Below are 15,113 nucleotides of genomic sequence, written 5' to 3' on the forward strand. Positions count from 1 at the left end.
GTGCGCGTCCTCGTCACCGGCGCCAGGGGCTTCGTCGGCAGGAACCTCTGCTGCGCGCTGAAGAACATCCGCGACGGCAAGGACCGCCGCAAGAAGTACGCGGGCCTGCTGCCCCTCGAGGTCATGGAGTACGACATCGACTCGACCCCAGGGGAGCTGGAGGACTACTGCTCGCGCGCCGACTTCGTCTTCAACCTGGCCGGCGTCAACCGCCCCGAGGAGCAGTCCGAGTTCATGGAGGGCAACTTCGGGTTCGCCTCCACGCTGCTCGAGACGCTCGAGCGCCACGGCAACAGATGCCCCGTCATGCTCTCCAGCTCCGCGCAGGCGAGCCTGTCGGGCCGCTTCGAGGGCTCCGTATACGGCGAGTCGAAGCTCGCGGGGGAGGGGCTCTTTCGCGATTATTCCGAGCTCACGGGGGCGCCTGTGCTCATCTACCGCTTCCCGAACCTCTACGGCAAGTGGTGCCGCCCGCGCTACAACTCCGCCGTGGCCACCTTCTGCGACGCCATCGCCAACGGCCGCCCCTACACCGTCAACGACCCCTCCGTGGAGCTGGAGCTCCTCTACATCGACGACCTCGTCGACGAGATGCTGGGCGCCCTGCTGGGCGAGGAGCACCGCTGCGGCTATGAGGGCCTCGAGCGCGTCGACGGTGACGGGTTCTGCTACGTCCCCGTCACCGACGTGAAGTCCCTGGGCGAGATCGTCTGCCTGCTCGACGGCTTCCGCGACAGCCGCGAGACGCTCTCGGTGCCCGACCTGACGGATGGGTCCTTCTCCAAGAAGCTGTGGAGCACGTTCCTGTCCTACTACGAGCCGGGGCACTTCGCCTACGGCCTCAGGCCCAACGTGGACGACCGAGGCTCGTTCACCGAGTTCCTGCGCACGCCCGAGCGCGGCCAGGTCTCGATCAACGTCTCGAGGCCCGGCATCACCAAGGGCAACCACTGGCACATGAGCAAGTGGGAGAGGTTCCTGGTGGTCTCCGGCACCGCGAGCATCAAGCTGAGGAAGGTGGGGGCGGACGCCGATGGCAACCCGTTCCCCGTCGACGAGTACACCGTCTCCGGTTCCGACATGCGCGCCGTGGAGATGGTCCCCGGCTACACGCACTCCATCACCAACCTGTCCGACACCGAGGACCTCGTGACGGTCATGTGGGCCAACGAGCCCTTCGACCCCGAGAGCCCCGACACCTACTACGAGGAGGTCTAGCCGCATGGGCAAGGACTATTCCGATATCGCATTCAGGGACGACGGCCGCCTGAAGCTGCTGATCATCGTGGGCACGCGCCCCGAGGTCATACGCCTGTCCGAGGTCATCAAGAAGTGCCGCCGCCACTTCGACTGCCTGCTGGCGCACACCGGGCAGAACTACGACTACACGCTCAACGGCATCTTCTTCTGCGACCTGTCGCTTGACGACCCGGACGTCTACCTGGACGCCGTGGGCGCCGACCTGGGCGAGACGGTGGGCAACATCATCGCGGCCTCGTACAAGCTGATGGTCCAGGTGCAGCCCGACGCGCTGCTGATCCTGGGCGACACCAACAGCTGCCTGTCCGCCATCGCGGCCAAGAGGCTCCACATCCCGATCTTCCACATGGAGGCGGGCAACCGCTGCAAGGACGAGTGCCTGCCCGAGGAGACCAACCGCCGCATCGTCGACGTGATCTCCGACGTCAACCTGGCATACTCCGAGCACGCCCGCCGCTACCTGAAGGACACCGGCTGCGCCCCCGAGCGCACCTACGTCACCGGGTCGCCCATGGCCGAGGTCCTGCGCGCGAACCTCGACAAGATCGAGGCCTCCGACATCCTCTCCGAGCTCGGGCTGGAGCCGAAGAAGTATATGCTCCTCTCGGCCCACCGCGAGGAGAACATCGACACCGAGGCCAACTTCACGAGCCTGTTCACCGCCATCAACGCGCTGGCCGAGAGGTACGACATGCCGATCCTGTACTCCTGCCACCCGCGCTCCCGCAAGCGCCTGGAGGCGACCCGCTTCCAGCTCGACCCGCGCGTGCGCATGCACGAGCCCATGGGCTTCCACGACTACAACTGCCTGCAGATGAACGCCTTCGCGGTGGTCTCCGACTCCGGCACGCTGCCCGAGGAGTCGAGCTTCTTCGCTAGCGTCGGCCGCCCGTTCCCGGCGGTGTGCATCCGCACCTCCACCGAGCGCCCCGAGGCACTGGACAAGGCGTGCTTCACGCTGGCCGGCATCAGCGAGCGCGGCCTGCTGCAGGCGGTCCGCACCGCCGTCGAGCTCGACGCGGAGGGGTCGCTGCCCGAGGCGCCCGTTCCCGACTACGCCGACGAGACCGTGTCCACGAAGGTGGTCAAGATCATCCAGAGCTACACCGGCGTCGTGGACAAGATGGTGTGGAGGAAATCTTAGCCATGGGCGCTGGGTACAGATTGCTTGATGGTATCTCGCGAGCTTATAACAAATTGCTCTTGCTTCCTGCCCTACGACGTTCCTTTGCATCATGCGGTAAAAACGTAACCATCGGTCGTCGTAGCGAAATTCAGGGGATTGAAAATATTTACATGGGACATGATGTATATATTGGCCCAGGAGCAACGTTTCTGACGACCCGTGCGAAGATTCATATCGGCAATTACGTCATGAGCGGCCCTCATCTCACAATTATTACTGGAGACCATCGTACAGATGTTCTCGACCGACCCATGATGACGCTTGATGAGTCGGACAAGCTTCCAGAGAATGACCAAGATGTCGTCATCGGCAATGATGTATGGATTGGCAGCGGCGTAACGATTCTTAAGGGCGTTAGAATTGCCGACCATTGTGTGATTGCTGCCGGTGCGGTAGTGACAAAAGACGTTGGCCCGGAGTTTTCAATCTGGGGGGGGCTTCCAGCTCGCCGTCTAAGCTTTCGGTAAGAGGAAATTAATGACTAAAGGTTATCCGCACGTCCATGCAAAGGTGCTGATGGTCGGACCCGATCTCTCTCTTCACGGCGGAATTGTCTCAGTCGTGAAAGGTTATCTAGACGCAGGTCTCCCTGAGGCATGCGATGCCTTTGAGTACCTGGGGACGGGCATCGGTTCCTCAAAGCTCGGTAAATCCGTCGCATTTTCCCGAGCGTTGATTCGCTATGCGATGATCATGCCATCCTATGACATCATTCATTTACACATTAGCGCCCGTGGCTCCTACAAACGTAAGTCAATTATGGCTCGTATGGCCCACAAAGCAGGCAAGTACGTAATACTCCACGATCACGATGGCGAGTTTAAGAAGGCTTTCGAAGAGGGCGGAGATCCCTACCGTCGTGATGTAAGAAAGACCTTTAGTATCGCCGACCGAGTTGTGGTTCTGTCGGAAGAGTGGCGCGACTACTTTTCAAAAAACGTTTGCGACCTGGAGAAGATTGACGTTGTTCATAACGGTGTCAAAGTTCCAGACCAGCCGTGCTCACCTTGTTCGCGTCAAGACGTCCTTTTTTTAGGACGTCTTGACGCGCGCAAGAGCCCTGACGTGCTCTTGCGCGCGTCAAGAGAAATGCTGTCGCGTTTTCCCGGCACCAAGGTCGTATTCGGCGGAGACGGAGAGGTCGAAAAGAATAAATCTCTTGCGGCAGAGCTCGGTATTGCCGACCGCTGCGAGTTCCACGGCTGGGTCGCGGGCGCAGAACGCGAAGAGCTCTTTGAGCGGGCCGCGGTGTACTGCCTCCCCTCCAAAAACGAGGGGCTCCCCATGAGCGTTCTTGAAGCCATGGCTAGAGGAATTCCAACTGTCGCCACTCCCGTTGGCGGAATTCCTCAAGTAATTAATGATGGTGTTGATGGGGTTCTGATTCCGGTTGATAACCATCAAGCTCTGGCCGTTGCATTGAGTCATCTTCTCGAATCAAGCGAGCTTAGAAAAGAAATGGGATCTTTGGCCCGAAAAAAGATACTCAGCTCATTCGATATCAATCTACTCTTGAGCGAAATACTCGACATCTACTGCAATGCTACCAGCGGTAATTAGAGGATTAAATTGAATTCAAATAAGTTAACACATGAAGCTGGGCATATTGTTTTTGTTCACCCTTCCCTGATGGGTGGCGGGGCCGAGCGCGTCTCGCTTGCGCTCGCGTCGTACTTCGTTGCTCATGGTATTAGGTTTACCTATCTCCTGACTAAAAGTAACGTTGTTGAATACGATGTTCCCGAAGGAGTCGAGGTGCGTTCTGAGTTTGCAAGCGCTACGCTCAAGCCATTCGACCAAATTAAGCTTATACGACGTTTTATTTCCGAGCGGCCCAATGCTACGGTTATTTCCTTTTTACCTCATCAAAACATGTATACGCTTATCGCGACCATCGGACTTCCAAACAGGGTTATTGTTTCAGTGCGAAACGATCCGAGATTCGATTTTCCTGGCAATAAGATCCTCGCATTCATTAGAAACATGTTGTATCGCAGGTCCGATGCAATTGTGTTCCAGACAAATAGCCAGGCAAGTTTAATGCCGAGATACCTTCAGGCGAATTCCAAAATCATTTTAAATCCAATATCTAGTGAACTTCCTGAACCGTATTCTGGGCTTAGAAGAAAAGCAATCGTCACATCGGGACGGCTTGAACTTCAAAAAAATCACTCGATGACAATCAGGTCATTTGCGCTGTTTCATAAAAAACACCCTGAATATACTCTTGAAATCTTTGGCAAGGGAAGTCTTAAATCAGAACTAGAAAGCCTTGTTCATAGCCTTGACATGGATGATTCAATCAAATTTATGGGCTTTTCTTCTGACGCTCTTATGCACATTAGAACTGCATCGGCTTTTGTAATGTCATCAAAGTTCGAGGGTCTATCTAATTCGATGCTTGAGTCCTTGTGCATGGGGGTTCCAACAATTTGCACCAAATGTGGCGGTGGTGGAGCAGAAGCAGTTATTCGGAATGGCGTGAACGGCATTTTGGTCGATATTGATGACGATCTTGCTGAGAGCGAAGCGTTCAACAGGATCGTTGAAGATCAATCATTCTCGAATCTACTGTCTAATAATGCCCTGATGTTAAGGCAGTCCCTATCTTTAGAAACTATTGGCAATGAATGGGCAAATCTTCTCTTTAAATAGAATCGCCCAAACGTCTCCAATAAGGAAAACAGAATTGCATTATCAGTTGAAACAATACAATCATAATAGAAGAATCACTGACCTGTTGTTAGCAATAGCAGTGATTTCCGGCCTCATGGTTCCCTTTCTTCGAGATTTGGGGTCATCATACTCACTTGCTACTGACTGGGAAGTTAACCGCTTTGCATTCAGTACTTCAAACGGACGCTTTGCTTCTTTATTTGATTTGATTCAACAGATCAGCTTTTCGATTCTCTTGTTGCGTGCAATTAGTAAATCACGAAAAGCTAATTGGCTCGTTATATCTTGTTCAGTTTTTGGACTAATAATTTATAGCTTAATGGCCGTAGTCAATAATGCGGGCGACTTAACCAGCGTGCTCTTTGGAAATGTTCCAACCACTGTATTTATCATTCCTCTATTCTACCTATTAACAGAGGATCCAAGAATCGAGCAGTTGATTAAAGAATGGGTCCCGCTGCTATCATTGATTTGTTTTATCGCCTCACTAGCATCAATTATTAAATTTAAATATCTTTGTGGCTTTGGATCTTATATCGGATGGTGTCCTGCGAGGGACTATTTTGCATTTGGCATCAGTTTATATTGGTCAACCGTGGTGCTTAAATCTAATGATGAACACGCCTATTTCATAACGATGGGCATAGGCATCCTGGCCTGCATCACCGCATTAATGCTGGCAACCAGAAGTTGGTTAATCCAACCAATGCTAGTCATGCTTGTTGCAACTTTTATGGCTAAAGGAATTGACAAAGTTTTTAAACGAACAGTAATTGTTATTTTTGCAACTGGAACGGCACTTTTGGCATTGTCGTTGATCTATCCTGAAGTTCTTGATTCGTTTTTAAACAGAATCGGAGAAGATACACGGTCTAACCAATATGATATTTTCTATAGCCAGGTTGAACCGGCATCGCTTATATTCGGCAACGGAATTAGCGCTGGATATAGATATGGCACGAATTCAAATTATCCTTTTTTTGATAATCAAATAATTTATTTGATGTTTCATTTTGGCGTTTTAGCCGTTGTTCCGCTTTTGTACGTCCTGTTGCGATGCCTATTTGGTTCTTCCAAAAATAGCCAGTGCAAATTTGTTGCCCTCTTTTATCTCATGGCGATTCTGGGATTATCAACTTACTACTCTTACACAATTAATGTCGGGGTCGTGCTTCTATTTTCATCCTTTGGTTTTGCCCTAAACAACATTGAACCAGAAAGATCTAATCGTATGCGCAATGCGGATGGTGAAAAATAATGGCTTCGAACAAGGCTGCAACCAGTATGTTTTGGGCAATAGGTGAGAGATTTGCCACGCAAGGTACCCTATTTGTTATTTCCCTAATTTTGGCGCGTTTGCTGTCCCCGAGTGATTACGGTACTCTTTCGCTGCTGCTTGTATTTACAAATTTGGCAGACGTGCTCGTCACAAATGGACTAGGCGAAGCGCTGATACAAAAGTCTGATATCAATCAAATTGACTACTCGACAATGTTGTCATGTTCAATTGCATTGTCGAGCATCTTATATGTATTGATATTTTTTGCGGCTCCAAGCATTGCAGACTTCTATGGAAATGCAAATATGTGTCTTTACCTAAGAGTTCTGGCATTACGTCTTCCTCTTTCGGCACTGAATGCAATTCAAAAGGCCTATATCGCAAAGAACTTTTTATTTAGATTGCAATTTTCTGCATCGTTCCTCAGCTCCTTGATCTCAGGATTAGCAGCTATCGTAGCTGCAATGTTGGGTTTTGGTATTTATGCGCTAATCATTCAGCAGATACTTACAGTTTTGATGACAACGGTACTAATGGCTTGGTTAACAAAATGGACGCCTAGACTAAAATTCGTGGTTGGTTCAGCAAGAGAGCTGTTGCCCCTTGGAATACAATTTACAAGTGCCAATCTTATTAATTCTATTTATACAGAAGGTCGTTCTTTAGTCATCGGTAAATTCTATTCCTCCGCAGACTTGGCTTTCTTTAATCGCGGCAACCAATTCCCGGCTTTAATTGTAGGCAACTTAAACACTCCAATTAGTAATGTAATGTTGCCTCTAATGGCTGAAAAGAAAGACAGCCAATACGCGCTCAAATCAGTTCTTAGAAAAGCGATGCAGCTTTCTGCCTATCTCGTTTTCCCCATGATGGGAATTTTGGCTGCGTGTGCGCATCCTCTAGTTCTTGTTCTTTTGGGTCAAAAATGGGCGGAATGCGTCCCGTATCTTCAAGTTGCGTGCTTGTTCTACTTATTTCAGCCCCTCCAATCTATGAATTGGCAGGCACTTAAAGCAGCAGGTCAAGGCGCCCTTTGTTTTAAGCTTGAGGTCATTAAGAAAGCTATTTCGTTCATCGTTTTAATTATGTCGATTCCTTTTGGTGTATTTGCGATCTCCCTTTCAAGTGCCTTTTGCGGATTTGTCTCAATGTTAATTAACATGACCCCGAATAAAAAAGTGCTCGGCTATGGCATATTTGAGCAGCTTATTGACGTTCTTAAGCCATCAATTGCCACATTGTTTTCCGTGGTGATCGCATTATTATTAATCCACATTTCAAACGGGAATCTTATTTCGTTAATCGTTGCCCCTCTCGGATCCTTAGGGTGTTACATCGTGCTATCTAAGCTGATGAATATCGAAGGATTTAATTTGCTTATGGACAAATTGTCCCTTCGTCGGAATTAACCGTTTTTTGTTAACGGCATTAATGAATCGATCAGGAATGAACTACAGAATGAATAAACAGGTTTTATATTTAGTTCAATCAATTCCGGGGGATAATGCTCCTACAAAACATGCTTTCGCAATTTCCGATTTGCTGGTTAAATGTGGCTTCAACGTCCATTTTGTTCTTGCTGGAATAATTGAGCCGTCATCCAACGCCATAAGCAGTAATTACGACTATCCCTTTGATTTTCCGTATGAGGTGAAATTCGGGCACCATCAAATAGCCAAAAAGTATTACGAGCGGATCTCTTCTTCCTTCAGCTTTAAAGCCTTCACTCGATGTTTCGATCAAATACAGCCCGACTTGGTTATTTATTACGGGATACAACATAAGCTTGCAAAACGGGTTTTAGATCATTGCCATGATTTTAACGTTCCCGTAATCGTTGATGAGACCGATTGGTTTACTCCGAAATTTACAGGAGATTTAGCTGCTTGGCTTGTGGAGAAATCTCGTTCTAAACGGGTGGCTGAAGTGGACAGATTGCTAGATGGAGTTATCGCAATCTCGCCCTTTTTTAAAAAACATTTCGATTCACTTTACTCCTCCCAAGGATATCCAAAGGTTTTTTATTTACCACCCTTAAATAGGGCCGGAGACTCACTTAGTGACCCTTGCTCTCTAGAAGGATTGAAGCGGAGAACTATAACCAAGTTTGTCTATGCAGGTTCTCCCGCTGGGGGAAAAGACTCACTTACAGAGTTTATTTCGCTTATAAGTAATGACGCTATTCCTGCAATCACTCAACCAGTACTCGATGTAATTGGAATTGATTTAAACCAGGCAGTCAGTTTAATGGGAAACATTGCCAGATCTAATAAGGTTCATTTTCACGGTCGTGTTTCCCATGACAGCGTAATCAAAATGCTGCAAGAATCTGACTTTGGAATTCTATTTAGAACTCCTGATTTATATTCTCGCGCCGGATTTTCAACAAAATTCGCTGAGTGCATGTCGAACGGTGTTCCGATGTTATGCAACGCGGTCGGAGGAGCCGATCTTATTCTCGAGAATATGATTGATGGAATTGTTATCCCAGATTTAAGCAATCAAGCTCTTCTAGACGGAATCACAAGCGCATGCAATTTGACTGACCATGAGTTGACAAGCATGAAACGAGCTGCGCTAGAAAAGGCCTTAAAACTCTTTGAATCTGACAATTATATAGATTCTTTTTCATCATTTCTCAATTCAGTACTTTCAATTCGCGACTAGTTATTTCGATCATCCAAAGGAGCGATATGTCAAATAAAATTCTCGTCACCGGAGCGGCCGGCTTCATCGGTGCCTTCCTCGTCAAGAAGCTGCTCGAGGAGACCGATGACACAATCGTCGGCCTCGACAACCTTAACAGCTATTACGACCCCGGCATCAAGGAAGCCCGCCTGCACATGCTGGCCGAGGCCGACACCGACGGCCGCTTCACCTTCGTGCGCGGCGACCTGTGCGATGCCGCCCTCATCGAGCGCCTGTTCGCGGAGAACGGCTTCGACGTCGTGGTGAACCTCGCCGCCCAGGCGGGCGTACGCTACTCAATCGAGAATCCGCGTGCCTACCTCGAGAGCAACCTCGTCGGCTTCTTCAACGTGCTCGAGGCCTGTCGCCACCACCCGGTCAAGCACCTCGTCTACGCCAGCTCCAGCTCGGTCTACGGCGGCAACAAGAAGGTGCCGTTCTCCGAGGAGGACCGCGTGGACTCGCCGGTGTCGCTCTACGCCGCCACCAAGAAGTCCAACGAGCTCATGGCCGCCGCCTACTCCAAGCTCTACTCCATCCCGGCGACCGGCCTGCGCTTCTTCACCGTGTACGGACCTATGGGCAGGCCCGACATGGCCTACTTCGGCTTCACCGAGAAGCTGCGCCGCGGCGACACCATCAAGATCTTCAACATGGGCGACTGCCGCCGCGACTTCACCTACGTCGCCGACATCGTCGAGGGCGTGAGGCGCGTAATGGACGCCGCGCCCGAGGTGAAGATGGGCGAGGACGGGCTGCCCCTCGCCGCCCACCGCGTCTACAACATCGGCAACTCGCACCCCGAGAACCTGCTCGACTTCGTCGACACGCTTCAGCGCGTGCTGGTGGAGGAGGGCGTGCTGCCTGCGGACTACGACTTCGGGGCCCATAAGCAGCTCGTGCCCATGCAGCCCGGCGACGTGCCCGTCACCTACGCCGACACCACGGCGCTCCAGCGCGACCTGGGCTACAAGCCCGCGACGCCGCTCGAGGACGGCCTGAGGGCCTTCGCCAAGTGGTATAAGCGCTACTACAACATTTAGGAAATCATGGCCCTGTAACAAGGGCCATTTTTAATGTGAATTATTGTTCTTTGACAATTGGAGAATGACATGAAGATCGCTGTCGCCGGTACCGGCTACGTCGGCCTGTCCCTCGCCGTCCTGCTCTCGCAGCACAACGAGGTGCACGCCCTGGACATCGTGCCCGAGAAGGTCGAGAAGATCAACAACTACGAGTCGCCCATCCAGGACGACGAGATCGAGCGATTCCTGGCGGAATCCAAGGCGGGGGAGCGCCAGCTCGACCTACACGCCACCGTCGACGTGGCGGAGGCCTATACGGGCGCCGACTACGCCGTCATCGCCACGCCCACCAACTACGACTCGGACAGGAACTTCTTCGATACGAGCTCCGTCGAGGCCGCCATCGCCGCCGTGCGCTCGGTGAACCCGGACGCCTGGATCGTCATCAAGTCGACCATCCCCGTCGGCTACACCGCGGGCCTTCGCGAGAGGCTGGGCGACAGCAAGATCTTCTTCAGCCCCGAGTTCCTGCGCGAGAGCAAGGCACTCTACGACAACCTGCACCCCAGCCGCATCGTGGTCGGTGCGCCCAAAGAGGACGCCGACGCCGTCGCGGCCGCCGAGCGCTTCGCACGCCTTCTCGCCCAAGGGGCGGACCCCGCCGAGCTGGAGCGCGTGAACGCCGACGGAACTATTGGCATCCCCGAGCTCGTGCTGGGCACCACCGAGGCCGAGGCCGTCAAGCTCTTCGCCAACACCTACCTGGCGCTGCGCGTCGCCTACTTCAACGAGCTCGACACCTACTGCGAGGTGCGAGGCCTCAACACCCGCGACGTCATCGACGGCGTGTGCCTGGAGCCGCGCATCGGCAGCCACTACAACAACCCCAGCTTCGGCTACGGCGGCTACTGCCTGCCCAAGGACACCAAGCAGCTGCTGGCAAATTATAAAGACGTGCCGCAGAACCTGATCGAGGCCATCGTGGACGCCAACCGCACCCGCAAGGACTTCGTCGCCGACGAGGTGCTGCAGATGGTGTGGGACCGCGTGTACGAGGGCAAGCCGAAGCCGGTCGTGGGCGTGTACCGCCTGACGATGAAGTCCAACTCCGACAACTTCCGCGCGAGCTCCATCCAGGGCGTCATGAAGCGCGTGAAGGCCAAGGGCGTGCCCGTGGTGGTCTACGAGCCCACGCTGGACGCGCCGGAGTTCTTCGGCTCCGAGGTGACCCACGATCTGGAGGCCTTCAAGGCAGAGTGCGACGTGATCGTGGCCAACCGCTGGAGCGACGAGCTCGCGGACGTGGCGGACAAGGTGTACACGAGGGATCTGTTTAAGCGGGACTAGGGGAGAGGGTTTCCAACCGCGATTTTTAGCCTTATCTACAAGTCGCATTGTTAAGAAAGAGGTCATATCGGCGTTAGCCGATATGACCTCTTTTTGTATAAGTCTGATTCCTTTTGCAGCTGGTGAGCGATGCGATGTATATAGCACGTTAAGCAACGAACACCATTTTCCCTGCTTTTAGCCTTGAGCACCAAGAACGGGACATCGCCCGTGCTGCAATCGACTGCGTCGGGCCTCTTGATCCAGCCCGACAGGCTTCCGACTTCGCGGCTCAGCCAATGCGTCAACTCCGCGTGGGTCATCCCAAACAATTTGCAAAGCTCCATGCTTGCATTGGTGACGACGAGGTTGAAGTACATAGCGGATCACGAGTGTGTAAGGAGGGGGCATCCGGATATGTCGGAGCTGGAAGAGACGGGTGAGTTGAACAAGAATACGGAGCGTTAGATTAGTCCGCACGGGTTGTTAGGCTAAGCTCGGATGTAGCCTTTGTTTATATTTGACGTCTTAACCTTCGATGTGAAAGAAGATGTCTATGCACCGTTTATCCTGCCGGTCTGTTCTCCCTATGATTCGCCTTGTCCGTGGTTTTAAAGAACAAAAGTGGGCTGAGCAGTTTTTGCGTGGCGATATATACATGAATACCCTAGGGTATTTTTGGAATGAGGGAAACATGGAGCAGCAGGACTTTCTTGAGGGGGCCTGCGCATCTTTTGACCCCCATATCATGCGGGGCTTTCCTAAAGTTTTACTCGGCGTCCTTGCAAAAGAATCGTATGCAATACCGAGAGGCGCTGGCTACTGTAATGTGTGCTGCTTTTCGTGTGTCCTCATTAAGCAAGTAGATACGAGAGTCGACTTAATTGAATTGCCCGATCCGGGCCTTGACCTTGGTTCATGGATTGTGGTTATTGACAATCCCTGTGAACTTATATCGAGGCTTAGGGCAGTCGTTCTGCAATTGGGTTATGACTTTGTAGCCGCTCCGGTTGAATATAGAGATAGCGTTCAGTTGAATCCCTCTGAAATTGTTAAATCAACAATGGATTTAAAATCTCATGGACCATTACCTGCTTATATGGTTTTTCCAAATGGAATTCCACATTTTAATGCAGGAGTGTTTGTAAAGAATGTTCGTTATGCAAACCAAGCAGAATGGCGTATCGCCGTTAATAGGAATGAACGGTCATATGAGCCTCTAATTCTTAAGCTTGGCGATTTGACTGATATCGCTCATTTGATTAGGAGAACGGAGCTTACTGATGATCTGCAACGGGTGCACGGTTGTTCAGTCCCCTATTTGACTAGAGGGTGCTTTGGAACGAAGACTTCTCAAGAACTATCTCAGGATCTCTTTAAGTTAGGTAATGAGGAGCTTTTCATTACGCTGACGATTGGTTAACACTCAATTGACCAGGATAAAAGGAGATACTACTGCTGGCCGATCTTGGTGCTTACATTCCATGCAATAGGTTTTTCGATTCCGACAGAAGTGCTCTTAGTGTTGTCACTCGAGAAAAGTCTGGGCAGATGCTCTTAATCAACCCGGTTCGGATCTGTCGTAATTGGAGCTATTCAGACTCAGCATCACAGCCTGTATCACGCCTCTTCTCGATCAGCTTTTTAGCGAGTTCGAGGACGCTCTCGTCGTAATATGGCCAGTCTACGAAGTTTTCGAGGTACCCGCGGCCAGTTGCGGCCGACAGCTCATCGTTTATCTTGAGCGTAATCGCGACGAGCAAGGTCAGCATGCGATAGTAATCGGATTGAATTCCTTCCGCATCGGGGTCGGCGATCGGTGAATGCGCATGGTCGTATCTGTTCCTGAGACCCTGCGAGTTAGGGAAAGAGGCGTCGTTGAACATGTAATCGAGATATGCAGCCTCGTCGGGTGTGAACAGCTTGCCGCAGTACGACAGCATTTCGTCTGAGACAAGGCCATCGATGAGCGCTAAATCGCCGTCTCCGCATCCCCCAAGCGCAATTGCGCCATTATCCCAAACGGCCTTCAGGCAAATTGATCGAGGGGTTGGGGAGAGAGCGCCTGTTTCTTCGCACGCACTTACCAGCTGTCGGTCAACTAATTGCTGGAGCACCTCGGCGTATACAGCATCATAATCGTCGAAGGTGACCATAGCATTCGAAATTAAATCGAAGAAGCAGCGAGCACGGTCGTTATGGCCTCTTCTGTATGTCAGCATGCACTGGTCGGAGAACAGATAGAATCCCCATCTGTTAAAGCAGGCTCCGTCGATTGCGTACTTTTTCTCAGAGAGCGCGTTGAGGGTTCCAAAAGTTTTAAAGCTTTCATAGGGGAAATAGTCTCCGTCGATTTTTCCAATCCTCGAATATATTGAATAGGACTTAACGGCGCGCTCAATCTCTGGCCCTATCGACTTGCATTTGTCGAGCCACGAAGCCCCGCTTGACGGCAGCGCCAAGCTGAATCCACTGATTGAGTATTCCTCTGCAAAATAAACGTTGTACGTCCATTCGAGTGCATCTTCGAGCCTTTTACCTCGGCTTTCGAGGAAATTCGCGTATGCTACAACTTCGACATTGGCGAGAGATTCCCGCATGTTGGAGATCGTATTCATTCGGTATTCCCCCAGCACGTGGGAACCCAGCATCGCAAGCAGGCCGCTCTCCTCGTGGGAGTGAGCAGGCGAGGCCATGAGACCGCTTCGATCTACTACGTCCAGTAGGTATCTGCAATTGTTCATGATGCTTGCATTATCGGTGTATTTGGCGAGCCACGTTTCGCTAAAGCTGTAGGTCAAGGTTAGGCCTTCGACCTTTACGCCCTTGCAAGCAATCTGTTCAGGGTCGATCTGTACCCCGGCTCCGTACTCAAGTCCAGCGTCTTGTCGGAATAGCTCATCCATGGCCTCATCGTAGGCCTGCTTTGCGCGCACTTTAACGTCCGGGGACGGTGAGAATCTGCATTTTGTTGCGCCGGAAGGCCAATTGAAAAGGGCCTCCATATAATTCGGGTTGGCGCGCTGGTCGTCAAGGTAGCCTGCCATTATCGAATCGAAGTCGACTTGGGAAAGGCATTTGGGGAGGTGAATTGCGTTCTGGCCCCTTGATTCCGTCGCGTACTCGCGGATGAGCAACTCAGCGGAATAATACGGATTGTCGATCAGTGATTTTCCTAGCTCTGTATCAAATAATTTGACGAGTTTGTCGTTCTCCAAGATAGAAGCTAAGCATTCGACATGTCGCGAGAGAAGTTCGTCAATTTCCTCGCCGGAGATCAGCGTCTCTGCGCCGCAGGCGTGCAGCAGGCTCCAGAATTGAGTGGCGTACTGAATCTCGACTTCCTCGTAAATATCGAGGATTCCCGAAGACTTGAATGCCTCACTCGTATACTTGCAGGCGTTCGCGAAGAGCGCAGCGACGGCACTTGCGGCGTCGCCGACTTCAGCTTCCTTAAACAGTTCGGGGACCGTTTCAAAAGTGAGCTTAAGCTGATGAGCCTCTATCGCGTCATTAATCGTCGCGATTTGAATGCGAGGACCCTCCTTCAGGATATGAAGACAACGGTCCATGAAAACTCCTGCAGCCCAGTCATTGCGGCCATAGGAAACAATCCTAGTGTGGTTGAAGTCTCGCAACGCTAGCCTTTCTCACGTAATGCTGACTGCATAAG

General features: G+C 51.6%; 11 protein-coding genes and 1 pseudogene. 11 read left to right on the plus strand and 1 reads right to left on the minus strand.

All coding sequences use genetic code 11. The features are described from left to right. The 11 genes and pseudogenes from AB5Z54_RS06900 (at position 1) to AB5Z54_RS06950 (ending at position 12,863) form a co-directional block, all read left to right on the plus strand. Positions 1 to 1,218 (plus strand): polysaccharide biosynthesis C-terminal domain-containing protein, encoded by a 1,218-nt coding sequence (locus tag AB5Z54_RS06900; protein WP_368135225.1) that lies wholly within the window; start codon positions 1 to 3, stop codon positions 1,216 to 1,218. A gap of 4 nt (positions 1,219 to 1,222) precedes the next feature. Continuing rightward, positions 1,223 to 2,404 (plus strand): non-hydrolyzing UDP-N-acetylglucosamine 2-epimerase, encoded by a 1,182-nt coding sequence (gene wecB / locus AB5Z54_RS06905; protein WP_368135224.1) that lies wholly within the window; start codon positions 1,223 to 1,225, stop codon positions 2,402 to 2,404. Positions 2,405 to 2,742: 338 nt separating this feature from the next. After that, positions 2,743 to 2,895, plus strand: a pseudogene (locus AB5Z54_RS09875) (DapH/DapD/GlmU-related protein); the annotation flags it as partial. A gap of 28 nt (positions 2,896 to 2,923) precedes the next feature. Continuing rightward, entirely contained in the window at positions 2,924 to 4,006 is a 1,083-nt protein-coding gene (locus AB5Z54_RS06915) for a glycosyltransferase family 4 protein (protein ID WP_368154454.1), read from the plus strand. A gap of 9 nt (positions 4,007 to 4,015) precedes the next feature. Continuing rightward, positions 4,016 to 5,101, plus strand: coding sequence for a glycosyltransferase (locus AB5Z54_RS06920; RefSeq protein ID WP_368160950.1), 1,086 nt, complete (start codon positions 4,016 to 4,018; stop codon positions 5,099 to 5,101). Further along, complete coding sequence (locus AB5Z54_RS06925) at positions 5,073 to 6,380, plus strand: hypothetical protein (protein ID WP_368135220.1); 1,308 nt, start codon at positions 5,073 to 5,075, stop codon at positions 6,378 to 6,380. Before AB5Z54_RS06920 ends, AB5Z54_RS06925 begins: the two co-directional genes overlap by 29 nt. Beyond that, a complete protein-coding gene (locus AB5Z54_RS06930) occupies positions 6,380 to 7,810 on the plus strand; it encodes a lipopolysaccharide biosynthesis protein (RefSeq protein WP_368135219.1) in 1,431 nt (476 codons plus the stop codon). Before AB5Z54_RS06925 ends, AB5Z54_RS06930 begins: the two co-directional genes overlap by 1 nt. Positions 7,811 to 7,859: 49 nt before the next feature. Next, the gene (locus AB5Z54_RS06935) at positions 7,860 to 9,068 is read left to right on the plus strand and encodes a glycosyltransferase (RefSeq protein WP_195544557.1); all 1,209 of its coding nucleotides are present in this window, start codon (positions 7,860 to 7,862) and stop codon (positions 9,066 to 9,068) included. A gap of 26 nt (positions 9,069 to 9,094) precedes the next feature. After that, positions 9,095 to 10,132, plus strand: coding sequence for an NAD-dependent epimerase/dehydratase family protein (locus AB5Z54_RS06940; protein ID WP_368135218.1), 1,038 nt, complete (start codon positions 9,095 to 9,097; stop codon positions 10,130 to 10,132). Positions 10,133 to 10,201: 69 nt separating this feature from the next. After that, positions 10,202 to 11,461 carry a nucleotide sugar dehydrogenase gene (locus AB5Z54_RS06945; protein WP_368135217.1) on the plus strand — a complete coding sequence of 420 codons (1,260 nt, stop codon included), beginning with the start codon at positions 10,202 to 10,204 and terminating at the stop codon, positions 11,459 to 11,461. 535 nt (positions 11,462 to 11,996) lie between these two features. Beyond that, a complete protein-coding gene (locus AB5Z54_RS06950; RefSeq protein WP_368154451.1) occupies positions 11,997 to 12,863 on the plus strand; it encodes a hypothetical protein in 867 nt (288 codons plus the stop codon). A 169-nt stretch (positions 12,864 to 13,032) separates the two neighbouring features. On the opposite strand, the gene AB5Z54_RS06955 is transcribed toward AB5Z54_RS06950, so the two are convergent. After that, on the minus strand, positions 13,033 to 15,012 hold the full coding sequence (locus tag AB5Z54_RS06955) for a hypothetical protein (protein WP_368154452.1): 1,980 nt from the start codon (positions 15,010 to 15,012) through the stop codon (positions 13,033 to 13,035). Between the last annotated feature and the right edge of the window lie 101 nt (positions 15,013 to 15,113).

It is taken from the genome of Collinsella aerofaciens (assembly GCF_040910185.1).
GTDB classification, from domain to species: domain Bacteria; phylum Actinomycetota; class Coriobacteriia; order Coriobacteriales; family Coriobacteriaceae; genus Collinsella; species Collinsella aerofaciens_BF.